The following is a 25490-nucleotide window of genomic DNA, read 5'->3' as shown; positions in this document are numbered from 1 at the left end:
TTAGCCCCATCGCAACAGGGCAACTGCAGGAGAGCCGTCATGTTCCTCGACAATGTGGTGATCGCCGGAGTGCTGACCGTTAGCCTCATGGTTCTGTTTTTCGCAGGGTTTGGATTTTTTATCTGGAAAGACTCGCATAAGCGCAAGCCGTAAGCCTTTCTGGATGTAATGAGCACGCAAGGCATTTTGGGCGACTTCGGTCGCCTTTTTTTTTGCCCGTAATTTGGACGGTATGCACCAAACCCTGTGGGAGCGGGCTTGCCCGCGATGGCGATCTATCATTCAGCATTGATGTTGAATGAGATGGCCTCATCGCGGGCAAGCCCGCTTTCACAGGGGTTTGGATGTCAGGGACTGCAGCGATAAAAAAGGCGCGAACCTCACGGAGCGCGCCTTTTTTGTGCCGCTGTGTATCAGCTGCCGAGTGCTTTGGAGGCCAGCCAGAACAGGCCGGCCGACAGCGCCACGGTCGCCGGCAGGGTCAGGACCCAGGCCAGCAGGATGGTTTTGACGGTGCCGCCTTGCAGGCCGCTTTTATTTGCGACCATGGTGCCGGCCACGCCCGAAGACAGGACGTGGGTAGTGGACACCGGCAGGCTGAAGATGTTGGCCATGCCGATCAGGCTCGCAGTCGTGATCTGGGCCGACATGCCCTGGGAGTAAGTCATGCCCTGCTTGCCGATCTTCTCGCCAATGGTCAAGACCACGCGTTTCCAGCCAACCATGGTACCCAGGCCAAGCGCCAGGGCGACCGCCAGAATCACCCAGAACGGCGCGTATTCGGTGGTGGTGGTGAGGTCTTTGCGCAACTTGTCCAGGTCAGCCTTCTCACGGGCCGCGAGGCCAGGCAGTTTGCCGACTTTCTTCGCGGTGTCATCCAGGCACAGCAGGTAGCGACGCACTTCGATGCGGCTTTCCGCCGGCAACGAGCGGTAGTCCTCTACACCCTTGAGTGTGCCAAGCAGGGCGGTGATGGTCGGTTCGGTCTGTTGCGGGTTGCAACGGAATTTCTCCGGCAGATCGCCTTCCACGCTTTTGCCCAGGGCCAGGTATTCACCCAGGGTATCGGCGTTGCGCTTGTAGAACTGGCTCAGGTGCAAGGTCGCGTCGCGAGTCCGTTCGATCTGGTAAGTCGTGCTGCCCAGATCGAGCACGAACTGCGCCGGTACGATACCGATCAACACCAGCATGATCAGGCCGATACCTTTCTGGCCATCGTTGGAGCCGTGCACAAAGCTCACGGCCATTGCCGAAATCACCAGTACCAGGCGGTTCCAGAACGGCGGGTGCTTCTTGTCGTCGATCTTGCGGCGCTGTTCTGGCGTCTTGTGCATCTTCGACAGCGGACGCCACCATTTAAGACCGATCAGAATAAGGGCGGCGACCAGGAAGCCGGCCATCGGCGAGAACACCAGGGAGGCGCCGATGTCGATCGCCTTCTGCCAGTTCACGCCATCGGCCAACGGAATGTCGTTGATCAAGGCATTGGCCAGACCGACACCGAGAATCGAACCGATCAGCGTGTGGGAGCTGGAAGCCGGGATGCCGAAATACCAGGTACCCAGGTTCCAGGTAATGGCGGCGGCAAGCAACGAGAACACCATGGCCAGCCCGTGACCGGTGTTCACATTGATCAACAGCTCCACCGGCAACAAGTGGACGATGGCATAGGCCACGCCAACTCCGCCCAGCAATACGCCGAGAAAATTGAACACACCGGAAAAGAACACCGCCAGATGAGGCGGCATGGCTTTGGTGTAGATAACAGTGGCCACCGCGTTAGCGGTGTCATGAAAGCCGTTGATGAACTCGAAGGCGAGGACAAAGGCCAGGGCGAGCAAGAGGCTCACAAGCACCCACGCATCCAGTCCGCTGAATAAATCGATCATGAAGGTTTTCTGACCCGGTCGTAAGGGGGCGCGATTATGCCAGAAAAGACCGCTAATCGATGCACTTGCTGCTCATCGGTAACATTCTTCAACGAATTAATTTGTAAAAATACCTTCGGGCCCCGGGTTTTAACGGCTTTTACAAGTCATTGAATTTCTTTGGAAAGCCCGCAGGCACAAGGGTTTCTCTCGTAGGACCGAGAGGCTTGAACGCTTATGTGAAAAATCTGAAAGAGGGCCGGACATATGCCATTTACCTCATCCGGTGGGTGAGGCAGCCGCTGCCCGCGGATAACGGGCGCGAAAAGGCAACATCTATACACCCCGCTTGTAACGGGTGCAGACACCAGGCCCTTGAAAGGAATCCGGCCGAGACGGTCACGGCTCTTCGGCTTTGAGTTCCTTTTCCATTTTCTGCAGTTCTTGAGTGAATGCCTGATCCTGAACGGTGGCGCGTTTACGCCAAGGCTTGCGTTCCGGTTCGGGCTGAGCGGCGTAGGTGGTGACTGCCCCGCCGTAAACTTCCTTGTAACGTTGTTCCTGGCGCTCAAGTTCCGCGCGCAGTTCGTCTTTTGTCACAGTGGTACCTGATTGAGATGAGATTAATTCTGGTGAAACGCGCTGCATCAAACCTATTGATCACGCTCGCCAAAAGGACAAAACCCGCGAAGGCATCGTTTTTTGGGCATTGGCGATCAATACTTCCATGTTGCAGGCGGCCACGGCACCAGAGACAAATAGCTGACGTAGCATCAGTTCCTGTTTCAGCAAGCGCCGGGTCGAAGCATATGAAATGAGCGTCTGGCGCTTGCTGCGGGCAGCGGCGATGGGACATCGCGCTACCGGGTGGCGAACCCGGGTAAAAACCGGGCACCACTGAATTGTATTATAGCGGCCGATTCGAAGAACACTATCGTCAACGCGTTAAAAGTGGTTCTCCATGTGTGATTGTTTTGTTGTTCGCAACTTCAGGGCTCTAAGTCAGGTTACAGCGTTGTGTTTCTGGCGCCATTAAGCCGGTCAAGTAAGGACAACTATATTTACCTTTGATGCCTATGACCTGCAAGGGTAGATCCGTTGGTAAATCATCGGGTGCGCAAGGCTATCAGTTGCGATTATCGGTTGGTTGTTCGATAATCGCCCAATGTTGACCTCCATGGCTTGTGCAGGACGCCGGGAGCCGCTTGTAATAGTCGCTGATCCGTGTGGGAAAAGGACCTGATATGAACGATCAAATGCGCAACTCCTTCGCCTCGGTGGCGCCGCCGATCGTTGCATCGCCAGCCAAGCGGATTCAGGCCATGACCGGTGACCCTGATTTCATGACGTCCCTGGCCCGTGGCCTGGCCGTGGTGCAAGCGTTCCAGGAGCGCAAACGGCATCTGACCATCGCACAGATCAGCCATCGCACGGAAATTCCCCGCGCCGCGGTGCGACGTTGCCTGCACACCCTGATCAAGCTCGGCTACGCCACCACTGACGGGCGCACTTATTCGCTGCTGCCCAAAGTGTTGACCCTCGGCCATGCCTACGTGTCCTCGACACCGTTGGCGGTCTCTGCCCAGCCCTACCTGGACCGCATGAGCGAACAACTTCACGAGGCGTGCAACATGGCCACGCTGGAAGGCGATGACATCCTGTATATCGCCCGTTCCGCTACCACCCAACGCCTGATTTCCGTTGATTTGTCTGTGGGCGGACGCTTGCCGGCCTATTGCACGTCCATGGGCAGGATTCTGCTCGCCGCGCTGGACGATACTTCGCTGCGCGAGTACCTCGATCATGCGGAGTTGCAAGCCAAGACCAGTCGTACCTTGCACACTCCCGAGGCGTTGCTCGAGTGTCTGCAGCAAGTGCGGCAGCAAGGTTGGTGCATCGTCGATCAGGAGCTCGAGCAGGGCCTGCGCTCGATCGCCGTTCCGGTGTACGACGCGTCCGGGCAAGTCGTGGCGGCCTTGAATGTCAGTACTCACGCCGGCCGGGTCAGCCGCAATGAGCTGGAGCAGCGTTTCCTGCCGGGGCTGCTGAGCGCCAGCCGTGACCTCAGTGCACAGCTCTTTGCCTAAGTTGTTCGATAACCGCACACAGGCGCAGTTGTCGAATTGACGCTCCTTCCCCAGGATAACTAATGTCGCGGCAGCGTCAGCCACTTCGAGCAGGTGCTGACGGCGCTGGTGATTCCACCGCACTCGCGACGACGGCGTGTCAGTCGACCTCAATCCCGGATACCAGTGCGCCTTCGCGAGCAGGTTCGCTCACACAGTTTGATCGCTGTGGGAAGCCTGCTCGCGAAGCTTTTGGCGATAGGTAGCCAGACAACAATATGTGCGATAAACGAACACTCAGTCGATTATCGGATTGTCTGGCGTTTTTCAGGGGCTTACTCTTCAGTCATTCCGGCGCGGCGCATCGCGCCTTTTTCGACCACTGTCGGTTCACAACAATACGGGAGCCTGCCCCATGGCTGAAATCCTTTCCCTGCACGACGCGGTGAAGCAATTCGTAAACGACGGCGATACCGTCGCGCTCGAAGGCTTCACCCACCTGATTCCTACCGCGGCGGGTCACGAAATCATTCGCCAGGGCAAGAAAGACCTGACCCTGGTGCGGATGACTCCTGACTTGATCTACGATCAGTTGATCGGTGCCGGTTGTGCTCGCAAGCTGATCTTCTCCTGGGGCGGTAACCCGGGTGTCGGTTCCCTGCACCGTCTGCGCGATGCAGTCGAGAAGCAGTGGCCGCACGCGCTGGAAATCGAAGAACACAGCCACGCCGACCTGGCCAATGCCTACGTCGCTGGCGCCTCGGGACTACCGTTTGCGGTGCTGCGCGCCTACGCCGGCTCCGACCTGCCGAAGGTCAACCCGCTGATCAAGACCGTCACCTGCCCATTCACCGGCGAAGTGCTGGCGGCGGTGCCATCGGTGCGTCCGGACATCACCGTGATTCACGCGCAAAAGGCCGACCGTAAAGGCAACGTGCTGCTGTGGGGCATCCTCGGCGTGCAAAAAGAAGCCGCGCTGGCGGCCAAGCGTTGCATCGTCACAGTCGAAGAAATCGTCGACGACCTCAATGCACCGATGAATTCCTGTGTACTGCCAACCTGGGCCCTGAGCGCGGTCTGCCACGTGCCTGGTGGCGCACATCCGTCCTACGCTCACGGTTACAACGAGCGCGACAACCGTTTCTATCAGGCTTGGGACCCGATTGCCCGCGACCGTGAAACCTTCACCGCGTGGATCAACGAGTACATCCATGGCTGCGCTGACTTCAGCGAGTTCCAGGCCAAGCTGGCCGCTGCTTCGGAGGCGAAGTAATGACTTACACCACCAATGAAATGATGACCGTCGCCGCCGCCCGCCGTTTGAAGAACGGTTCGGTATGCTTCGTGGGCATCGGCCTGCCGTCGAAAGCCGCCAACCTGGCACGTCTGACGTCCTCGCCAGATGTAGTCCTTATCTACGAATCGGGTCCGATCGGTGCCAAGCCGAGCGTTCTGCCGCTGTCGATCGGTGACGGTGAACTGGCGGAAACCGCCGACACCGTGGTTCCGACCGGTGAGATTTTTCGCTACTGGCTGCAGGGCGGGCGCATTGACGTCGGTTTCCTCGGCGCTGCGCAAGTCGACCGTTTCGGCAACATCAATACCACGGTCGTCGGCGACTACCATGCGCCGAAAGTCCGTCTGCCGGGTGCCGGTGGCGCGCCGGAGATCGCCGGTTCCGCCAAGAGCGTGTTGATCATCCTCAAGCAGTCGGCGCGTTCCTTTGTCGACAAGCTCGACTTCATTACCTCGGTCGGTCATGGCGAAGGCGGTGATTCACGCAAGCGTCTCGGTCTGCCGGGCGCCGGTCCGGTCGGCATCATTACCGACCTGTGCATCATGGAACCGGAAGCCGGCACCCATGAATTCGTGGTCACCGCACTGCACCCGGGCGTGACCCGCGAGCAAGTGACCGCAGCCACGGGTTGGGCGATTCGTTTCGCCGAACACGTTGAAAACACCGCCGAGCCGACCGACGTAGAGCTAAAGGCACTGCGCGACCTGGAAGCCCGCACCGCCGCGGCCCACGGCCAAGCACCCGGAGAAGCATGATGCGTGACGTTTATATCTGCGACGCGATTCGTACCCCTATCGGCCGTTTCGGCGGTGGCCTGTCGGCAGTTCGCGCCGACGACCTGGCTGCCGTGCCGATCAAGGCGCTGATGGAGCGCAACCCGTCGGTGGACTGGAGTGCGGTAGACGAGGTGTTCCTCGGCTGCGCCAACCAGGCCGGTGAAGACAACCGCAACGTGGCCCGCATGGCGCTGCTGCTGGCGGGCCTGCCGGAAAGCATTCCGGGCGTGACCCTCAACCGCCTCTGCGCTTCGGGCATGGATGCCATCGGCACTGCATTCCGCGCCATTGCCAGTGGCGAGATGGAGCTGGCGATTGCCGGTGGCGTCGAGTCTATGTCCCGCGCACCGTTCGTGATGGGCAAGGCCGATGCGGCGTTCTCGCGCAACATGAAGCTGGAAGACACCACCATCGGCTGGCGTTTCATCAACCCGTTGATGAAGGCCCAATACGGCGTGGATGCAATGCCGCAGACTGCCGACAACGTCGCCGACGATTACCAGGTTTCCCGCGAGGATCAGGACGCTTTCGCACTGCGCAGCCAGCAAAAGACCGCCGCCGCGCAAGCTGCAGGTTTTTTCGCCGAAGAAATCGTCGAAGTGCGCATTGCCCACAAGAAGGGTGAAACGGTCGTCAGCCAGGACGAGCATCCTCGCGCCGACACCACCCTGGAAACCCTCGCCAGGCTGAAACCGGTCAACGGTCCCGACAAAACCGTTACCGCAGGCAATGCCTCGGGTGTGAACGACGGTGCGGCCGCGTTGATTCTGGCCTCCGGCGACGCGGTGAAGAAACACGGCCTGACGGCGCGTGCCAAAGTATTGGGCATGTCCAGCGCCGGTGTCGCCCCTCGGGTCATGGGCATCGGCCCGGTGCCGGCGGTGCGCAAACTGACCGAGCGTCTGGGCCTGGCGGTCAGCGATTTCGACGTGATCGAACTCAACGAAGCCTTTGCCAGCCAGGGTCTGGCGGTATTGCGCGAACTGGGGCTGGCGGACGACGCGGCGCAGGTCAATCCGAACGGTGGTGCCATTGCCCTGGGCCATCCGTTGGGCATGAGCGGTGCGCGCCTGGTGCTGACCGCGCTGCATCAGCTGGAAAAGACCGGTGGCAAGAAAGGCCTGGCGACCATGTGCGTCGGCGTCGGCCAGGGTCTGGCGCTGGCCATCGAACGCGTCTGACACGTCGCCTGGATAACAAGAACTGAGGAATGCTCCATGACTGACAAGCCTGGTTACCGCCGCCCGCAGGCGGGCACCCAGCCGGACTACCTGCACCCGGCCTACCAATCCACCAACCGTCGCTCGCCGTCCAAGCCGCTAGTGTTCTTGCCTCACTCGCTGTCGGAAATTACCGGTCCGACGGTCGGCGCCGAGCGCATCAACGAAAAGGACAACGACCTGACGGCTCAACACCAGGGCGAACCGCAGGGCGAGCGGATCATCATCCACGGTCGCGTACTGGATGAAGATGGCTTGCCGGTGCCGGGGATCCTGGTGGAGATCTGGCAGGCCAACGCCGCCGGTCGCTACAACCACGATCGCGACCTGCACGATGCGCCGCTGGACCCGAACTTCACCGGTACCGGTCGCACCGTGACCGACGCCGATGGCTGGTACCAGTTCCAGACCATCAAGCCCGGCGCCTACCCGTGGGGTAACCACCACAACGCCTGGCGCCCGGCGCACATCCACTTTTCGCTGTTCGGGCCGAGCATCCTGACGCGGCTGGTCACCCAGATGTATTTCCCCGGTGACCCGTTGCTGGCGTATGACCCGATCTACAACTGCGTGCCGGATACCAGCGCCAAAGAGCGCCTGATCGCCAGTTTCGACCTGGAAAAAACCATCCCTTCCTACGCCCTCGGTTATCGCTGGGACATCGTCCTGCGCGGCCGCGAAGCCACGCCGATGGAGAAATAAGATGACGCTGAATGCGACCACGTCCCACACCGTCGGACCTTACTACCACATTGGCCTGACCTGGCTGAACCGCGAAGACCTGACCGTCGAACAAACCCTCGGCGAGCGCGTGGCGATCACCGGTCAGGTCATCGATGGCAACGGCGATGTCGTCAATGACGCGATGCTGGAAGTCTGGCAGGCCAATGCCGCCGGCAAGTACGACCACCCCGAAGACGATCAGGACAAGCCCCTCGACCCGAACTTCGAAGGCTTTGGCCGGGTGCCGGTGGATGCCGACGGGCGGTTCCGCTTCACCACGATCAAGCCCGGCACGGTGCAAGGCCTGAAAGGCACGACCCAGGCGCCACACCTGGTGGTACTGGTGTTCGCCCGTGGCCTGGTCAAGCACTTGCTGACGCGAATCTACTTTGATGGCGAGCCGGCCAATGTCGCTGATTCGCTGCTTGAATGCGTGCCTGCCGAGCGCCGCGACACCTTGCTGGCGAAGAAGGATGGCGCGGGTGTTTATCAGTGGAACGTGATTTTGCAAGGGACTGATAAGGAGACGGTGTTCTTCGACTATTGAGAGAACACCATCAATCCCTGTGGGAGCGAGCTTGCTCGCGAAAAGCGGCGTGTCAGTTGACATCAAAGTTGCCTGACACGACGCCTTCGTCGGAACGCCGCCCGGAGCAAGCCCGCTCCCACAGGGGTTATGTATTGCCAATGCTTCTGTGGAACGGGACTGTTGCAAAGTGTGTCTAGACTCTCACAGTCCCCAAAGAGTGAATACCCCATGACTACCCCCACCGCTATTCCAGCGCACTACACCGGTGAAGAGCGCAGCAAACGGATCTTTGCGATTGTCGGTGCCTCGTCGGGCAACCTCGTCGAATGGTTCGACTTCTACGTCTACGCCTTTTGTGCAATCTATTTCGCGCCAGCGTTCTTTCCGTCCGACAACCCCACGGTACAGTTGGTCAACACCGCTGGCGTATTCGCCGCCGGGTTCCTGATGCGGCCTATCGGTGGCTGGATCTTCGGCCGGGTCGCGGACAAGCACGGGCGCAAGAATTCGATGTTGATCTCGATTCTGATGATGTGCTTCGGATCGTTGCTCATCGCATGCCTGCCGACCTACAAGGACATCGGCGTCTGGGCGCCGATCATGCTGCTGTTCGCCCGCTTGCTGCAGGGCTTGTCGGTAGGCGGTGAATACGGCACCACGGCGACCTACATGAGCGAAGTCGCCCTCAGGGGCCAGCGCGGTTTCTTCGCCTCTTTCCAGTACGTGACACTGATCGGTGGACAGTTGCTGGCGGTGTTGCTGGTGGTGATCCTGCAACAGTTTCTCACTGAAGACGACCTGCGCGCCTACGGCTGGCGGATCCCGTTCGTGGTCGGTGCGGCGGCGGCATTGATTTCGCTGTTCCTGCGTCGTTCGCTCAAGGAAACCACCAGCAAGGAAATGCGCGACAACAAGGATGCCGGCAGCATCCGGGCGCTGTTCCGCGACCACAAGGCCGCGTTCATTACCGTGCTGGGCTACACCGCCGGTGGCTCGCTGATTTTCTACACCTTCACCACGTATATGCAGAAGTACCTGGTGAACACCGCCGGCATGCACGCCAAGACGGCCAGCTACATCATGACCGGCGCGCTGTTCCTGTATATGTGCATGCAGCCGTTTTTCGGCATGCTCGCGGACAAGATCGGCCGTCGTAAGTCGATGCTCTGGTTCGGCGCCCTGGGTACCTTGTGCACCGTGCCGATCCTGTTGAGCCTGAAAAGCAATACCAGTCCGTTCCTGGCCTTTGTGCTGATTACCCTGGCATTGGCGATCGTCAGTTTCTACACCTCGATCAGCGGCCTGGTGAAAGCCGAGATGTTTCCGCCGGAAGTTCGGGCATTGGGTGTCGGCCTGGCGTATGCCGTGGCGAATGCGATCTTTGGGGGTTCGGCGGAGTATGTGGCCTTGAGCCTCAAAGCCGTGGGCATGGAAAACTCCTTCTACTGGTACGTGACGGTGATGATGGCGGTGGCGTTCCTGTTCAGCCTGCGTCTGCCGAAGCAGCCGAAATATTTGGAACACGATCTTTGATTTTTTACCCGTGGGCCTGACCGGCCCACGCCTCCAGGGACTGTCTATGAACCAGCGACCGGGCAATCAGTTGTTCGATGCTTATTTCACTGCCCGCGACATGCGTGAAGTGTTCTGCGATCAGGGCCGGGTTCAGGCCATGCTCGATTTCGAAGCGGCACTGGCCCGGGCCGAGGCGCGGGTCGGGTTGATTCCGTCGACGGCGGTCGCACCGATCGAAGCGGCTTGTCGGGCGGAGCACTACGACTTCATTGCCTTGGGTGAGGCGATTGCCACGGCGGGTAATTCGGCCATTCCGCTGGTCAAGGCGCTGGGCAAGCAGATCGCGAAGAATGATGCCGACGCCGAGCGCTTTGTACACTTGGGCGCGACCAGTCAGGACGTGATGGACACCGGCCTGGTGCTGCAACTGCGCCGCGCGCTGACCTTGATTGAAAGCGACCTGGCGCAACTGGGGGAAACCCTCGCGACCCAGGCCCTGCGTTACGTGGCAACGCCGCTGGCGGGACGCACCTGGTTGCAACATGCGACGCCGGTCACCCTCGGCATGAAGATCGCCGGTTGGCTCGGCGCCGTGACCCGCAGCCGCCAGCGTCTGCAAGAACTCAAGCCGCGCCTGCTGGTGCTGCAATTCGGTGGTGCCTCCGGGACACTGGCGGCCCTGGGCGAACAAGCATTGCCGATTGCCGAGGCGCTGGCAGCACAATTGCAACTGAGCTTGCCCGAACAACCCTGGCACACCCAGCGCGATCGCCTGGTGGAATTCGCTTCGGTACTGGGTCTGATCGCCGGCAGCCTCGGCAAATTCGGTCGCGACATCAGCCTGTTGATGCAGACCGAAGCGGCCGAAGTCTTCGAGCCGTCGGCGCCGGGCAAGGGCGGTTCCTCGACCATGCCGCACAAACGCAACCCGGTAGGCGCAGCAGTGCTGATCGGTGCCGCGACCCGGGTGCCGGGCCTGTTGTCGACTCTGTTCAGCGCCATGCCTCAGGAACACGAGCGCAGCCTGGGCCTGTGGCATGCCGAGTGGGAAACCCTGCCGGACATTTGCTGCCTGGTATCCGGTGCGCTGCAGCAGGCGCTGTTGCTGGCCGACGGGCTGGAAGTGGATGCCGATCGCATGGCCCGCAACCTCGACCTGACCCAAGGCCTGGTGCTGGCCGAAGCGGTGAGCATCGTCCTCGCGCAACGGGTTGGCCGCGACACTGCGCATCATCTGCTCGAACAATGCTGCAAGCGCGCCGTGGCGGAACAGCGTCATCTGCGCACGGTACTTGGCGAGGAACCGCAAGTGATCGCCGAGCTGTCTGCCGTTGAACTCGATCGTCTGCTGGACCCTGCCCATTACCTCGGTCAGGCCCGTACCTGGGTCGAGCGAGCGGTGGCCGAACATTCTGCATTGACTGCCTGAAGGAGACTGCCGTGGCATTCGTACAACTCGCCGAGGGCGAACTGAACTACCAACTCGATGGGCCGGCCGATGCGCCGGTGCTGGTGCTGTCCAACTCGTTGGGCACCGACCTGCATATGTGGGACGCGCAGATTGCGGCGTTCACCGAACACTTCCGGGTGCTGCGTTTCGATACCCGTGGCCATGGCAAGTCCCTGGTGACGCCGGGACCCTACAGCATCGAGCAACTGGGCCATGACGTGCTGGCACTGCTGGATGCCTTGCACATCGAGCGCGCGCATTTTTGCGGTCTGTCCATGGGCGGCTTGATCGGCCAGTGGTTGGGGATCAACGCCGGCCAGCGACTGAACAAACTGGTGGTGTGCAATACCGCGGCGAAAATCGGCGATCCATCGGTGTGGAATCCGCGGATCGAAACCGTGCTGCGTGACGGCGCGGCGGCCATGGTCGCGCTACGCGATGCGTCGATTGCACGCTGGTTCACCGCAGATTTCTCCGAAGCCAATCCCGAAGCGGCGAAGAAGATCACGGACATGCTCGCAGCCACCTCGCCTGAAGGCTATGCGGCCAACTGCGCCGCCGTGCGCGATGCCGATTTCCGCGAACAGCTGTCTTCGATAAAGGTGCCGTTGCTGGTCATTGCCGGCACCGAAGATGCGGTCACGCCGCCGTCGGGCGGGCATTTCATCCAAGCGCATGTGCAGGGCGCCGAATACGCCGAGTTCCATGCTGCGCATTTGTCCAACGTCCAGGCCGGCGCTGCGTTCAGCGATCGGGTACTGGCGTTCCTGTCAGCTGATTGAGGGGATGGTCGTGGACGAAAAACAACGTTATGACGAGGGCATGAAAGTCCGTCGCGCGGTATTGGGTGACGCTCACGTCGACCGCAGCCTGACCACCCTGACCGAGTTCAACTCGGAGTTCCAGGAGATGATCACCCGCCATGCCTGGGGCGACATCTGGACCCGCCCGGGGCTGCCGCGCCACACCCGCAGCCTGATCACCATCGCCATGCTGATCGGCATGAACCGCGAGGGTGAGCTTAAACTGCACCTGCGAGCCGCCGCCAACAACGGCGTGACCCGTGGCGAGATCAAGGAAGTGATCATGCAGAGCGCGATCTACTGTGGCATTCCGGCGGCGAATGCGACGTTCCACCTGGCGGAGTCGGTGTGGGATGAGTTGGGGGTTGAGTCGCGGGAGTGATCCTGGCGATTTGCGGTGCCTGAGCTGGCCCCTTCGCGAGCGGGCTCGCTCCCACAGTGATCCGGTGTGAACGCCAACGTTGTATTCACCGAAGCTCCCCTGTAGGAGCTGGCTTGCCAGCGAAAGCGTTCTTTCAGTCAACAACTCTGCTGAATGTGCCGCCGCCTTCGCGGGCAAGCCCGCTCCCACAGTGGTCCAGTGTGAACGCCAATTTTGTGTTCACCGAAGCTCCCCTGTAGGAGCTGGCTTGCCAGCGAAAGCGTTCTATCAGTCAACATCTCTGTTGAATGTGCCGCCGCCTTCGCGGGCAAGCCCGCTCCCACAGTAATTCGTGTTTACAACAGGTTGATCGGGTAGCTGACAATCAACCGGTTCTCGTCGAACTCGTTATTGCTGAAATCCCGGCGAATGGTCGAGTTGCGCCATTTGACGCTCAAGTCCTTGAACGTTCCGCTTTGCAGGGTGTAAGCCAGTTCTGATTCGCGCCCCCATTCCTTGCCATCGGTAACGGTGCCGGTGTGCACATTGTCACCGCTGATGTAGCGGTTCATCAGGGTCAGGCCCGGTATACCGACGGCAACGAAGTTGTAGTCGTGCCGCACCTGCCAGGACTTCTCCTTGGCGTTGTCATAGCTGGCGTTATAGCTGTCGTTGGCCAGGGTGCCGCCGCTGGTGCCGTTGACCCGCATCCAGGCATTGTCGCCGGTCAGTTTTTGCAGGCCGACGTAGAAGGTGTGGCCGCCATACTTGGCGGAGAACAGGCCGGACCAGGTCTTGTTGTCCAGCTCACCGGCCCGGGCGCTGCCGTCATCCTTGCCGTAGAAGAAGCCGAGGTTGGCGCCCAGGGTCCAGTCGCCGATGGGCTGGCTGTGGGTCACATTCAGGTATTGCTGGCTGTAGATGTCCTTGAGTTCGGCATTCCACAGACCGACCTGGGTGCGCTTTTCGTTAAACAGGTATTCGCCCCCCTGGAAGTTGAAACGGTCGGAGGTGAATGCCGCCTGGCCAGTCATCGACATGTCGCCCATGCTGCTGTCGTCGCGGGGGCTGTTGGCGCGGAACTGGCCGCCGTAGAGGGTCAGGCCGGAGATTTCCTTCGAAGTGATCTGGCCGCCACGGAAGGTTTGCGGCAGGGAGCGACCGTCGTCGGAGCGCAGGATCGGCAGCACCGGCATCCATTCGCCGACCTTCACTTCGGTCTGCGACAGTTTGGCCTTGAACGCCACGTTGGTGCGCCCGAAGTTGTGCGCCGGGCGACCGTCGCTGTCCAGCGGCAGTAATTGCGTGCCACCTGTACCTCTACCGCCGTCGAGTTTCACCGAGTACAACCCCAGCACATCCATGCCGAACCCGACGGTGCCCTGGGTGAACCCGGACCTGGCATCGAGGATAAAGCTTTGCGTCCACTCTTCAGCCTTGCCCTGAGCCCGGGTCGGGTTGGTGAAGTTGCGGTTGATGTAAAAGTTGCGCAGGTTCAGGTTGATCTTGGCCCCTTCGACAAAACCCGATTCCTCGGCCACGGCGGGCAGCGCCGCACCGGTCAGCGCGATGGCGATCAAGCTGGGGAAAAAATACTGCGCGGTGGAAGGCGTCATGGGCTCGGGTCTCTCTAATTCTTGGGGATGAAGCGTGGCGATGCCGCAACCTGGGGGATGCAGTCAAAAGATTCGAATTCGGAAACGGAGCGGGGTCAGCCGGAGAGGGCAGGGCGCTGGGACATGGTGTCGAACCTGTTGTTATTGGTGTTGTGGGGGGAATGGTGCTATGAATGGACTAGATAGTTCAAATAGGCGAAGCGGGTTTTGGGCGATAATCGAACGCAAGATTGACTGAAGTTTATGTGTTGCTTGCACTGGCCCCTTCGCGGGCTTGTCGGATCGCCGCACCGCCGCGAAGGGGCCAGTATGGCCAACACAACTTTCCTGCAGACAACAAAAAGCCCACCAAAAGGCGGGCTCCAAGTTTTTACCGCGCGATCAGAACAACTTCAACTTCGGCGCTTCTTCTTTATGCGGCTCGACCCTGGCGGTCTGCTCGTTCCAGCCACCCCCCAGTGCCTTGTACAAATTCACCGCACTGGTCAGCTGAGCCAGGCGGTCGGTGATCAGCGCCTGTTGGGCACTGAACAGCTGACGCTGGGCATCGAGGAAGGTCAGGTTGCTGTCGACGCCAATGCGATAACGACGCTCGGCCAGACGGTAGTAATCCTGGTTGGCAGTGACGAAATCACGCTGGGCCTGCAATTGCTCGGTGTAGGTCTGGCGCGCGGCCAGGCCATCGGCGACTTCCTGGAAGGCCGTTTGAATGGACTTCTCGTAGTTCGCCACGCCGATGTCTTTCTGGATTTTCGAGTAATCCAGGCTGGCGCGCAGGCTGCCGGCGTTGAAGATCGGCAGATTGATCTGCGGCTGGAACAGCCAGGTGCCCGAACCGCCCTTGAACAGGCCGGACAGGTCCGGGCTCAGGGAGCCGGCATTGGCGGTCAGGCTGATGCTCGGGAAGAACGCAGCCCGGGCCGCGCCGATGTTGGCATTGGCGGCCTTGAGGTTGTATTCGGCCTGGAGGATGTCCGGACGACGTTGCAGCAAGTCCGACGGCAGGCCAGGCGGTACCTCGCTCAACAGGTCGTCGGACAGCGGTTTGGCGGCTTGCAGGTTGGCCGGGATACCGGTGCCGAGCAGCAATACCAGGCTGTTTTCATCCTGTGCGACCTGGCGGGTGTACCGGGCCAGTTGTGCCCGGGCGTTTTCCACCGAGGTACGCGACTGGGCCAGGTCCAGGGCCGAGGCCACACCGACTTCGTTGCTGCGCGCGGTGAGCTTCAGGCTCTCCTCGAACGCACCGAGGGTGTCCTGGGTCAACTTGCGCAGTTCTTTGTCCGCCTGCCAGGTCAGGTAGGCATTGGCCACGTTGGCCACCAGACTGATCTGCGTGCTGCGGCGGCCTTCTTCGGTAGCGAAGTACTGCTGCAGCGCTTCTTCGCTCAGGCTGCGAACCCGACCGAACAGGTCCAGTTCATAAGCACTGATGCCGACCGTGGCCGAGTAGGAACTGGTGATGCCCGCTTCGCCGGTCTGCGAGGCCCGTGCCGGGAGCCGCTGGCGGCTGCCGGTGCCGTTGGCCGACACCGCCGGGAACAGATCCGCGCGCTGGATGCGGTACTGGGCCGCGAAGGCATCGATATTCAACGCCGCGACCCGCAGGTCGCGGTTGTTTTCCAGGGCGACCTGGATCAGCTGCTGCAGGGCCGGGTCATGGAAAAACTGCTTCCAGCCCTGTTCGGCGGCGGCCTGGGCCGGCGCCTGGGCCGGCGAGTACGCCGGGCCCTGCGGATACTGGCCGGCCACCGGCGCTTCAGGCCGCTGATAATCCGGTATCAGTGAGCAACCGCTCAGCACCAGGGCCGCGATTGCGATGGAGAGTAGCGACTTGCTCATTAGCCAGCCTCTTTAGAAGGTTCGAGAGCGTCATCCTGGTCAGCGGTTTTGCGCTGCCCCATGGCCGACACGGTGACGAAAAACAGCGGGACCCAGAAGATCGCCAGGATCGTGGCCGTGAGCATACCGCCAATTACCCCGGTACCGATCGCATGTTGGCTACCTGAACCTGCGCCCGTGGAAATGGCCAGTGGAACCACACCGAGGACGAAGGCGAGCGAGGTCATGACGATCGGTCGCAAGCGCATCCGGCAGGCTTCGATCGCGGCATCGCGCAGGCTACGCCCCTGTTCATGCAGCTCCTTGGCGAATTCGACGATCAGGATGGCGTTCTTCGCCGCCAGCCCGATGGTCGTCAACAGGCCCACCTGGAAGTACACGTCATTGGAGAGGCCGCGCAGGCTGGTCGCCATCAGCGCCCCGATGATGCCCAAGGGCACCACCAGCATCACCGCGATCGGGATCGACCAGCTTTCATACAACGCCGCCAGACACAGGAACACCATCAGCAGCGACAACGCATACAGCGCTGGCGCTTGCGAGCCGGACAGACGTTCTTCATACGACAGGCCGGTCCAGGAAATACCGACACCGGCCGGCAGTTTCTTGGCCAGGGCTTCGACCTCGGCCATGGCTTCACCGGTGGAATAGCCGGGCGCCGGAGCACCGAGGATTTCCATCGCTTCTACGCCGTTGTACCGCGACAGTTTCGGCGCGCCGTAGATCCACTCACCCTTGGCGAAGGCCGAGAACGGCACCATGGTCCCGGCGCTGTTGCGCACATACCATTTCTTCACGTCCTCGGGACTCATCCGTGCACCTGGCTCGCCTTGCAGATAGACCTTCTTCACCCGACCGCGGTCGATGAAGTCGTTCACATAGCTACTGCCCAGGGCAATCGACAGGGTGTTGTTGATGTCGGTGAGGGTCACGCCCAAGGCGCTGGCCTTCTCGTCATCGATTTCCAGCTGGTATTGCGGCTCGTCGTTCAGGCCGTTGGGACGCACTTGCGAGAGCACCTTGCTTTGCGCCGCCATGCCGAGGAACTGGTTGCGCGCTTCCATCAGCTTTTCGTGACCGATGCCGGCGCGGTCCTGCAGGAACACGTCGAAACCGGTGGCGTTACCCAGTTCCAGAACCGCCGGCGGCGCGAAAGCGAACACCATGGCGTCACGGAAGGTGAAGAAGTGCTGCTGGGCCCGTGCCGCGAGTTTGAATACGCTGTTGTCGGCGTTACGCTCGTCCCAGGGCTTGAGCATGATGAACGCCATACCCGAGCTCTGGCCACGGCCGGCGAAGTTGAAGCCGGTCACGGTAAACACCGAGGCTACCGCGTCACCTTCACCGCCGTCCTTGGTTGGACGCAGCAGGAACTCACGCATTTCGTCCACCACCACTTGGGTGCGCTGGGCAGTGGAGCCGGCCGGGGTTTGCACCTGGGCGAACAACACGCCCTGGTCTTCTTCCGGCAGGAACGCCGTTGGAATACGGGTGAACAGCCAGATCATGCCGACCAGGATGATGAGGTAGGCCAGCAGGTAGGGCGCCTTGTTCGAGAGCATATTGCCCACGCCACGCTCATAGCTTCTGACACTACGGTCGAAATTGCGGTTGAACCAGCCGAAGAAGCCGCGTTTCGGCGTGCCGTGTTCGCCTTTCGGAATCGGCTTGAGCATGGTGGCGCACAATGCCGGGGTGAAAATCAGCGCAACCAGTACCGACAGCGCCATGGCGGAAACGATGGTGATCGAGAACTGCTTGTAGATCACACCGGTGGAACCGCTGAAGAACGCCATCGGCAGCAGTACCGCCGACAGCACCAGGGCAATACCGACCAGCGCACCCTGGATCTGCCCCATGGATTTCTTTGTGGCCTCCTTGGGTGACAGGCCTTCTTCACTCATGACCCGTTCGACGTTTTCCACCACGACGATGGCGTCGTCCACCAGCAAGCCGATGGCCAGCACCATGCCGAACATGGTCAGGGTGTTGATGCTGAAACCAAATGCCGCGAGGATGCCGAAGGTACCCAGCAACACCACCGGGACAGTCATCGTGGTGATGACGGTGGCGCGGAAGTTCTGCAGGAACAGGAACATCACCAGGAACACCAGCACGACCGCTTCGACCAGGGTTTCAACCACGCCCTTGATCGATTCGGTCACCACCGGCGTGGTGTCGTACGGGAACACCACTTCCATCCCTTGCGGGAAGAACGGCTTGAGGGTGTCGATGGTCTTGCGCAGGGCTTTGGCCGTATCGAGGGCGTTGGCACCGTTGGCCAGTTTCACCGCCAGACCGGAGGCCGGGCTGCCGTTGAACTGGGCGCTGATCGCATAGTTCTCGCCACCCAGGCCGACGTCCGCCACGTCGCCGACGCGCACTTGCGAGCCGTCCTTGTTGACCTTGAGCAGGATCGCCTTGAACTGCTCGGCAGTCTGCAGGCGGGTCTTGCCGATGATCGTCGCGTTCAGCTGTTGGCCGGCGACCGCTGGCAAACCGCCGAGTTGACCGGACGACACCTGGACGTTCTGCGCCGCGATGGCGGTCTTGACGTCCACCGGAGTCAGGTTGAAGTTGTTGAGCTTGGCCGGGTCGAGCCAGATCCGCATCGCATACTGGGCACCGAAGACCTGGAAGTCACCGACACCGGCGGTCCGCGAAATCGGATCCTGCATGTTCGACACGATGTAGTTGGACAGGTCGTCCTTGGTCATGCTGCCGTCACGCGACACCACGCCGATCACCATCAGGAAGTTTTTCACTGCCTTGGTCACGCGGATCCCCTGTTGCTGCACTTCTTGCGGCAGCAGCGGGGTGGCCAGGTTCAGCTTGTTCTGGACCTGAACCTGCGCGGTATCGGAGTTGGTGCCCTGCTCGAAGGTCGCGGTAATGGTCATGCTGCCGTCGGAGTTACTTTCCGAGGAGACATAACGCAGGTTATCGATACCGTTGAGCTGTTGTTCGATCACCTGAACCACGGTGTCCTGCACGGTTTGTGCGGACGCGCCCGGGTAGGTCACCTGGATCGCAATGGCCGGAGGCGCAATGCTCGGGTATTGGTTGATTGGCAGTTTGAGGATCGAGAGTGCCCCGACCAGCATGATCACCAGGGCAATTACCCAGGCGAAAATCGGACGGTCGATAAAGAATTTCGACATGGTTTACTCCCCTTTGCCGCCGGCGGCCTTGTCAGCTACCTGTGCGGGGGCCGGGTTCTTTGCGCTAACGTTAGTCGCTTCACTGGCTTTGACTTCGATGCCAGGTTTGACGTATTGCAGCCCTTCGGTGATCAGTCGATCGCCGGCCTTCAGGCCGTCTTCGATCAGCCATTGACTGCCCACCGTGCGGCTGGCCTTGAGCTGACGCAGTTCGACCTTATTGTCAGGGCCGACGACCAGCGCGGTCGGGCTGCCCTTGAGGTCACGGGTCACACCTTGTTGTGGCGCGAGGATCGCCGCACTGTTCACACCTGATTGCAGCTGGGCGTGAACGAACATGCCTGGCAGCAGGGTGTGATCGGGGTTGGGGAACACCGCACGCAAGGTCACGGAACCGGTGGTCTGGTCGACCGAGACTTCGGAGAACTCGAGCTTGCCCGGTTGTTTGTACTCGCTGCCGTCCTCGAGGGTCAGCTTGACCATGGCGGCGGTGTCGCCCGCCTTTTGCAGGCGACCGCTTTCCAGTTCGCGGCGCAGTTCAAGCAGCGCCACGGAGGACTGGGTCACGTCGACGTAGATCGGGTCGAGCTGCTGGATCACAGCCATGGCGTCGGCCTGGCCATTGGTCACCAGCGCACCTTCGGTTACCGAAGAACGGCCGATGCGGCCGGAGATCGGCGCGTACACCTTGGTGTAGCGCACATTGATCTGGGCGCTTTGCAGGGTGGCTTCCGCTTGCAGCCGGTTGGCCAGCGCGGTGTCGTATTCCTGGCGGCTGACCGCCTGCTCCTTGACCAGTTGCTGATAGCGATCGGAGATCGACTTGGTCTGTTGCAGGTTGGCCTGGGCGCTTTTCAGGGTGGCTTCATAAACGGCCGGATCGATCTGGTACAGCTGCTGGCCGGCCTTGACGTCGCCACCTTCCTTGAACAGGCGCTTGAGAATGATGCCGTTGACCTGAGGCCGAACTTCGGCCATGCGGAACGCGCTGGTGCGGCCCGGGAGCTCGGACGTCAGGGTGAAGGCTTGTGGTTGCAGGGTTACGACGCCGACCTGAGGGGGCGGTGCTGCAGGCGCTGCCTCTTCCTTTTTGCATCCGCTAAGCAGAGTTGCCAAGGCGACGGCGGTGACCAGAGCGGTAACAGCTGGCTTGAATTGCATGAAAATCCTCGGGTCAGGCACGCACAGTGCGCACTCGAAAGGTGGAAAGGTAAAAATTTTGCACTGAGTGGATAAGTAGCTTGCTAAGTAATATACTTACGTTCATGGTTGTTTGTAAATAGCTGAACCGTGTCACCTTGACGTTACAAAATTTGATCAAAGATTCGAATTGTAGGCCGGGGACCACGCCTGAGAGCGTTCGCCCCACTTTTATTCAGCTGATATTCAGACATCGCTGAAGCATCCTGATTGAGGTTGTACTGCCATGGTCCGTCGTACCAAAGAGGAAGCTCAAGAAACCCGTAGCCAGATACTCGAAGCGGCCGAGAAAGCCTTTTTCGAGCGGGGCGTGGCGCGCACGACGCTGGCGGAAATCGCGACCCTGGCCGGCGTCACGCGCGGGGCTATCTACTGGCATTTCAGCAACAAGGCGGCCGTGGTACAGGCCATGCTCGACAGCTTGCATGAGCCGCTGGATGACATGGCCAAGGCCAGCGAAAGCGCAGATGAACCCGACCCGCTGGGCTGTATGCGCAAGCTGCTGATTCATTTGTTTCATCAAGTTGCCGTGGACCCGAAAACCCGGCGCATCAATGAGATTCTGTTTCATAAGTGCGAATTCACCGATGAAATGTGCGACCTGCGCCAGCAGCGTCGCTCGGCCAGTCTCGATTGCAATGGGCGAATCGCCCTGGCCCTGAGTAATGCGGTTAATCGGGGACAGTTGCCGGAAAACCTCGACACTGCCCGCGCCGCCATCAGCCTGCATGCGTACATCGATGGCATTTTGTACCAGTGGCTGTTGGCGCCCGACAGTTTTGAACTGCATGCCGAAGCCGAGCGTTGGGCCGATACCGGGTTGGATATGCTGCGCTTGAGCCCTAGTCTGTGCAAATAAAACAAAATGAATTAAACGGAGCCGTTTCTGACAATGCCCGGCAGGGGTGAAGCTCTGTCCTTTGCTCGCGTTGTCGCAACGGGATGCTTTTATATACGCAGACGCTTGCGTATGACAGCGAACGACCCCGGTATTTTGTAGGGATTTTGTGTCGAGTTTGAATGAGTGTGGCGTCGGCATGAGCGGCATGGCACTGGTTTGCCTCAGTGATCTTGCTGCCGCCGAGCAGCGCGCAGGCTGATCGGTTTAGAAGATCAGACCCATCCGCCGCTCGTAACCGATCCGGCCCTTATAGGCCTCGCCGCTGTCGACCCAGCCGGATTTCGCATAAAGCGCGATGGCCGACGCGTTGTCGGCATCCACTGATAATTCCAGTCCCTTTATCTCCGGCCAGGCCTGGCGCGCCACCTCGGGCAACGCTTGCAGGCAGGCCTTGCCGTAGCCTTTGCCTTGAGCGCGGTGATCGACTTGTAAGGCATGCAGGGTCGCGCTGTGTTCGTCGGCCCAGGCGGGCAGCACCGGCGGACGCTTGAGCAGCAGAAAGGCCACGGGAATGTCCTCGGCCAGCAGGGCAAACCCCTTGACCCCGGGGCCGGGCTTTGAAAGCAGGGTGTGCAACGCACCGTGGATGTCGCCGGAGAACCTGATTTGTTCGTTGTGCACTTCAATGGCCTCGACCTGCCGGCGCTGGAGCGCGTTCAGGCTTTCGTAAGGCACGAGTCTGGCTGTCACTGGAGTATCCTTTTTCCATCAACGATAGGTGGAGGAATTCTATCGAGTTTGCGCCGACGGATTATTTTTATTTCAGTTGTCGATTTGGCGTTTTGCCAGACGACAAAGGGTGTCTTCAAGCAAAAACCACGGAGAACCACCATGAACGCTACCCACGAGATCCAGACCCTGATCGACACCTATCGCCAGGCGGTCATCGCCAAGGATGTCGAGAAAATCATGGCCCTGTATGCCGAGGACATCGTCTCCTACGACGCAGTCAAGGCCCTGCAGTTCCGGGGCAAGGCCGCTTACCGCGCGCACTGGCTGGAGTGCATGGAAATGTGTCAGGGTCCGCACACCTTTGACTTCGACCAGATGAACATCGTGGCCGACGAGCACATCGCCTTCGCCCACTGGCTGGCCCATTGCGGCGGCACCAATGACAAGGGTGAAACCCAGGCCTGCTGGATGCGCGTGACCGCCTGTTACCGGCGCGAGGCCGGACAATGGCGCATCGTCCACGAACACTGGTCGGCCCCGTTCGACATGATGAGCGGCACGGCACTGTTCAACCTGGAACCTTGATCGCCTGGCGGTTGATCGGCAAACAGCGCCAAAACGCCAATCTGCAGCCATAGTTGATCAGTTCGATCAGTGCAGAGCCCAAGAAACGGAGAGCGTCCATGAAATACCTATGCCTGGTCTACAGCAACGAGCTCGAGTTGCATTCCCAGCCCGATAGCCCGAAAGACGCCGAATGCATGGCCTACGCCGAGTCGATCCAGGGCAGTGGCCGGATGCTCGCGGCCGAAGCGCTGGAGTCGGTGCAGACCGCGACCACCGTGCGCATGCGCAACGGGAAAATGTCGATCACGGACGGTCCGTTCGCCGAAACCAAGGAGCAGTTGGCCGGCTTTTACCTGATCGATGCCAAGGACCTCAATGAAGCCCTGCAGGTCGCCGGCAACATCCCGGCGGCCCGGGTAGGCTGTGTCGAGGTGCGCCCCGTTCGCCAGTTGAATCCCTGAACAATCAAAAACAGGAAACTGTATGAGCCCGCAACCTTGTAACAAGCAACTTGCCGACGTCGATTCAGCGATGACCGAAGGCATGCCGGTCTGATGCCCGACGTCGCGGTTACGGCCCGGGTCGAGCAGGCCTACCGTGAGGACTCGCGGCGGATCCTGGCGACCCTGATCCGCTTGCTTGGCGATTTCGATCTTGCCGAAGAGGCCTTGCACGAGGCGTTTTTCATCGCGGTCGAGCGCTGGCAGCGTGACGGTGTGCCGGACAATCCGCGGGCCTGGCTGGTGTCCACCGGACGCTTCAAAGCCATCGATGTGTTGCGTCGGCGTGCACGCTTCAACGCGTCCCGACCGTTGTTGATCGCGCAACTGGAGGCGCTTGAGCAGGCCGACTGGAGTGACGAAGACGTGGAAGACGACCGCCTGCGCCTGATCTTTACCTGCTGTCACCCGGCGCTGGCGGCGGACGCCCAGGTGCCGTTGACCCTGCGGGAAGTCTGCGACCTGACCACCGAGGAAATCGCCCGGGCCTTCCTCTCGGCACCGTCCACCATTGCCCAGCGCATCGTGCGCGCCAAGGCGAAAATCCGTGACGCGAAAATCCCCTATCAAGTGCCGACCCTGACCGAATTGCCCGAACGCCTCGACAGCGTGCTGCGGGTGATTTACCTGGTGTTCAACGAAGGTTATTCGGCGTCCATCGGCGCCGAATTGACCCGGGAAGATCTGACCCGCGAAGCGATCCGGCTCGGCCGGCTGCTGGTCGAGTTGCTGCCGGAGCCGGAGGTGATGGGCCTGCTGGCGTTGATGCTGTTGCACGAGTCGCGGCGCCCGGCCCGGACCTCGGCCAGTGGGGAGCTGATTGTGCTGGATGAGCAGGATCGTTCGTTGTGGGATGTCGGGATGATCGCCGAAGGTTGCGCGCTGGTGGAGCGGGCACTGACGACCCGGCGGTTCGGGCCTTATTGCCTGCAGGCGGCGATCGCGGCGGTGCATGCTGAAGCGCAGAGGGCGGGGGAGACGGACTGGCCGCAGATTGTCGGTCTGTATGACGTGCTGTTGCAGGCCATGCCTTCACCGGTGATCGAGCTGAACCGGGCCGCGGCATTGGCCAAGCGGGATGGACCGTTGGCGGGGTTGACCTTGGTCGAAGGGATTCTGCAGCGCGGTGAGCTGCTGGATTACCACCTGGCGCATTCGGCGCGGGCGGAGTTTTGTCGGCAGTTGGGGCGGGTGGAGGAGGCGCGGGCGGCGTATGAGCGGGCGCTTGAGTTGACGCAGCAGGTACCGGAGCGGCGGTTTATCGAGAGGCGGCTCAAGGGGTTGGAATGAGGTGGTCTAAGTCCTAATACACTGTAGGAGCGAGCTTGCTGGCGATGGTCGTAAACGATAACGCGTATTTTCTGATTAAACGCGGCGCTCTTGAGTCCATCGCGAGCAGGCTCGCTCCCACAGGTACGGAGTCGATCCCATAATCACGAATCGACTCGCAACCTGTGGGAGCGGCGGTGCGACGATTCGGCTTGCCCGCGATTGGCCGCGCCGCTACTCCAGCATCTTGCCAATCAACCAACTCCCCGCCGGCCCCGGCGGATTCAACCGCAACCACAGCACATCCACCGACACCGTCTTCGGCCAACCCCGCACCTGAATCTCCTGCAACGACCCCGCACCAAAGCGTTCGACCAGCCATCGCGGCAACGGCGCCCAGCCGAATCCGCCCTGGGCCATTTCCAGCAGCATCAGGTAGCTCGGCGCCGACCAGACACGCCCCTTCGCCCGACTTTCATAGGGATTGACGATGGTCGCCAGCCGCAATTCGCGATGCTGTTGCAGCACCTCCTGATCCACCTTTTGCAATGCCGCCAACGGATGTCCGGGGGCTACGAACAGCGCGATTTCCGTGCGTTCGTCCACCGTCGAACTGGCGAGGTCCGGCGGGTAGCTGTCTTGCCGCTCGGCGAAGGCGACATGAGCGCGACCGCTTTGCACCAGTGCCACCAGGTCATCGCATTCGGCGATCAGGCATTCGAGCTCCAGGTCCGGATAACGCTGTTCGAAGGTACTCAGTGCCGCTTCGAACCGGTCGGACTGATAGGTGTCGGACAGCGCCACCGTCAGCTTCGCCTCGACCCCTCGGGACAATTGGCTGGCGGTCATTTCCAGGCGGCTGGTGGCCGCCAGGATCGCTTCGGCCCGCTGCAATACCACGTGCCCGGCCGGCGTCAGGCCGGGCTTGCGGCTGCTGCGATCGAACAAGGTCAGGTTCAGGTCGATCTCCAGGCTGGCCACTGCCGCGCTGATGGTCGACTGACTGCGGCCAAGCTTGCGCGCCGCCGCGGAAAACGAACCTTGCGTCGCCGCCTGAACGAACGCCAGCAGCACTTCGTGAGAGGCCATGAACTATCGCCTTGATCGATGGTTATTGATTATGAAGTATCGGTGTCATAGCGGACCATGGCAAC

At 60.8% G+C, this 25490-nt stretch carries 23 protein-coding genes; 15 read left to right on the top strand and 8 right to left on the bottom strand.

Features of this window, described 5'->3' with window-relative positions; genetic code table 11:
- Positions 1–39 precede the first annotated feature (39 nt).
- The gene (gene ccoM, locus J2W17_RS24455; protein WP_307340669.1) at positions 40–153 is read left to right on the top strand and encodes a cytochrome c oxidase subunit CcoM; all 114 of its coding nucleotides are present in this window, start codon (positions 40–42) and stop codon (positions 151–153) included.
- A 260-nt stretch (positions 154–413) separates the two neighbouring features.
- On the opposite strand, the gene J2W17_RS24450 is transcribed toward ccoM, so the two are convergent.
- Both J2W17_RS24450 and J2W17_RS24445 read right to left on the bottom strand, forming a co-directional pair.
- A complete protein-coding gene (locus J2W17_RS24450; RefSeq protein WP_307340665.1) occupies positions 414–1889 on the bottom strand; it encodes an inorganic phosphate transporter in 1476 nt (491 codons plus the stop codon).
- Between the two features lie 378 nt (positions 1890–2267).
- Positions 2268–2468, bottom strand: coding sequence for a hypothetical protein (locus tag J2W17_RS24445; protein WP_064676198.1), 201 nt, complete (start codon positions 2466–2468; stop codon positions 2268–2270).
- A gap of 644 nt (positions 2469–3112) precedes the next feature.
- Here J2W17_RS24445 and pcaR point away from each other — a divergent pair.
- The 10 genes from pcaR (at position 3113) to pcaC (ending at position 12629) form a co-directional block, all read left to right on the top strand.
- Entirely contained in the window at positions 3113–3955 is an 843-nt protein-coding gene (pcaR, locus tag J2W17_RS24440) for a pca regulon transcriptional regulator PcaR (protein WP_307340660.1), read from the top strand.
- Between the two features lie 394 nt (positions 3956–4349).
- On the top strand, positions 4350–5207 hold the full coding sequence (locus J2W17_RS24435; protein WP_007947285.1) for a CoA transferase subunit A: 858 nt from the start codon (positions 4350–4352) through the stop codon (positions 5205–5207).
- On the top strand, positions 5207–5986 hold the full coding sequence (locus J2W17_RS24430) for a CoA-transferase subunit beta (protein WP_150767097.1): 780 nt from the start codon (positions 5207–5209) through the stop codon (positions 5984–5986). Before J2W17_RS24435 ends, J2W17_RS24430 begins: the two co-directional genes overlap by 1 nt.
- Positions 5983–7188 (top strand): 3-oxoadipyl-CoA thiolase, encoded by a 1206-nt coding sequence (gene pcaF / locus J2W17_RS24425; protein WP_307340655.1) that lies wholly within the window; start codon positions 5983–5985, stop codon positions 7186–7188. The genes J2W17_RS24430 and pcaF overlap by 4 nt, the downstream gene beginning before the upstream one ends.
- A 36-nt stretch (positions 7189–7224) precedes the next feature.
- Positions 7225–7929, top strand: a complete 705-nt coding sequence (gene pcaH, locus J2W17_RS24420; protein WP_150797549.1) for a protocatechuate 3,4-dioxygenase subunit beta — start codon at positions 7225–7227, stop codon at positions 7927–7929.
- A 1-nt stretch (position 7930) separates the two neighbouring features.
- Positions 7931–8497 carry a protocatechuate 3,4-dioxygenase subunit alpha gene (pcaG, locus tag J2W17_RS24415; RefSeq protein WP_307340650.1) on the top strand — a complete coding sequence of 189 codons (567 nt, stop codon included), beginning with the start codon at positions 7931–7933 and terminating at the stop codon, positions 8495–8497.
- Positions 8498–8707: 210 nt separating this feature from the next.
- The gene (locus J2W17_RS24410) at positions 8708–10012 is read left to right on the top strand and encodes an MFS family transporter (RefSeq protein WP_307340648.1); all 1305 of its coding nucleotides are present in this window, start codon (positions 8708–8710) and stop codon (positions 10010–10012) included.
- 46 nt (positions 10013–10058) lie between these two features.
- Positions 10059–11423: a 3-carboxy-cis,cis-muconate cycloisomerase gene (locus J2W17_RS24405; protein WP_307340645.1), complete on the top strand. Its 1365-nt coding sequence runs from the start codon at positions 10059–10061 to the stop codon at positions 11421–11423.
- A gap of 11 nt (positions 11424–11434) precedes the next feature.
- Positions 11435–12226 carry a 3-oxoadipate enol-lactonase gene (gene pcaD / locus J2W17_RS24400; protein WP_307340642.1) on the top strand — a complete coding sequence of 264 codons (792 nt, stop codon included), beginning with the start codon at positions 11435–11437 and terminating at the stop codon, positions 12224–12226.
- Positions 12227–12236: 10 nt separating this feature from the next.
- Entirely contained in the window at positions 12237–12629 is a 393-nt protein-coding gene (gene pcaC, locus J2W17_RS24395; protein ID WP_307340639.1) for a 4-carboxymuconolactone decarboxylase, read from the top strand.
- Between the two features lie 335 nt (positions 12630–12964).
- On the opposite strand, the gene J2W17_RS24390 is transcribed toward pcaC, so the two are convergent.
- From J2W17_RS24390 to J2W17_RS24375, 4 genes are all read right to left on the bottom strand, one after another.
- Positions 12965–14224, bottom strand: a complete 1260-nt coding sequence (locus J2W17_RS24390; protein ID WP_307340636.1) for an OprD family porin — start codon at positions 14222–14224, stop codon at positions 12965–12967.
- 381 nt (positions 14225–14605) lie between these two features.
- Entirely contained in the window at positions 14606–16066 is a 1461-nt protein-coding gene (gene emhC / locus J2W17_RS24385) for an efflux RND transporter outer membrane subunit EmhC (RefSeq protein WP_307340632.1), read from the bottom strand.
- Positions 16066–19227 carry an efflux RND transporter permease subunit EmhB gene (gene emhB / locus J2W17_RS24380; protein WP_307340628.1) on the bottom strand — a complete coding sequence of 1054 codons (3162 nt, stop codon included), beginning with the start codon at positions 19225–19227 and terminating at the stop codon, positions 16066–16068. The genes emhC and emhB overlap by 1 nt, the downstream gene beginning before the upstream one ends.
- Before the next feature lie 3 nt (positions 19228–19230).
- Complete coding sequence (locus J2W17_RS24375) at positions 19231–20388, bottom strand: efflux RND transporter periplasmic adaptor subunit (RefSeq protein ID WP_307340625.1); 1158 nt, start codon at positions 20386–20388, stop codon at positions 19231–19233.
- 265 nt (positions 20389–20653) lie between these two features.
- On the opposite strand from J2W17_RS24375, the gene emhR reads away from it, so the two are divergent.
- Entirely contained in the window at positions 20654–21286 is a 633-nt protein-coding gene (gene emhR / locus J2W17_RS24370) for an efflux system transcriptional repressor EmhR (RefSeq protein WP_307340622.1), read from the top strand.
- A 246-nt stretch (positions 21287–21532) separates the two neighbouring features.
- On the opposite strand, the gene J2W17_RS24365 is transcribed toward emhR, so the two are convergent.
- Positions 21533–22018, bottom strand: a complete 486-nt coding sequence (locus tag J2W17_RS24365) for a GNAT family N-acetyltransferase (protein ID WP_307340619.1) — start codon at positions 22016–22018, stop codon at positions 21533–21535.
- Positions 22019–22159: 141 nt separating this feature from the next.
- Here J2W17_RS24365 and J2W17_RS24360 point away from each other — a divergent pair, with 141 nt between their 5' ends.
- The 3 genes from J2W17_RS24360 to J2W17_RS24350 all read left to right on the top strand — a co-directional run bounded on the left by J2W17_RS24360 (position 22160) and on the right by J2W17_RS24350 (position 24357).
- On the top strand, positions 22160–22585 hold the full coding sequence (locus J2W17_RS24360) for a YybH family protein (RefSeq protein WP_130210101.1): 426 nt from the start codon (positions 22160–22162) through the stop codon (positions 22583–22585).
- 98 nt (positions 22586–22683) lie between these two features.
- A complete protein-coding gene (locus J2W17_RS24355; protein WP_150767723.1) occupies positions 22684–23028 on the top strand; it encodes a YciI family protein in 345 nt (114 codons plus the stop codon).
- Positions 23029–23121: 93 nt separating this feature from the next.
- A complete protein-coding gene (locus tag J2W17_RS24350; protein ID WP_307340610.1) occupies positions 23122–24357 on the top strand; it encodes an RNA polymerase sigma factor in 1236 nt (411 codons plus the stop codon).
- Between the two features lie 213 nt (positions 24358–24570).
- Here the strand turns inward: J2W17_RS24350 and J2W17_RS24345 are convergent, their stop codons facing one another.
- Positions 24571–25425 (bottom strand): LysR family transcriptional regulator, encoded by an 855-nt coding sequence (locus J2W17_RS24345; RefSeq protein WP_307340607.1) that lies wholly within the window; start codon positions 25423–25425, stop codon positions 24571–24573.
- Positions 25426–25490: the final 65 nt, after the last annotated feature.

It is taken from the genome of Pseudomonas lini, assembly GCF_030812475.1.
In the GTDB taxonomy this organism is placed as follows: Bacteria; Pseudomonadota; Gammaproteobacteria; order Pseudomonadales; family Pseudomonadaceae; genus Aquipseudomonas; species Aquipseudomonas lini_A.
Note: the sequence above shows the minus strand (reverse complement) of the source record. Positions and strands in the feature narration are given on the sequence as shown.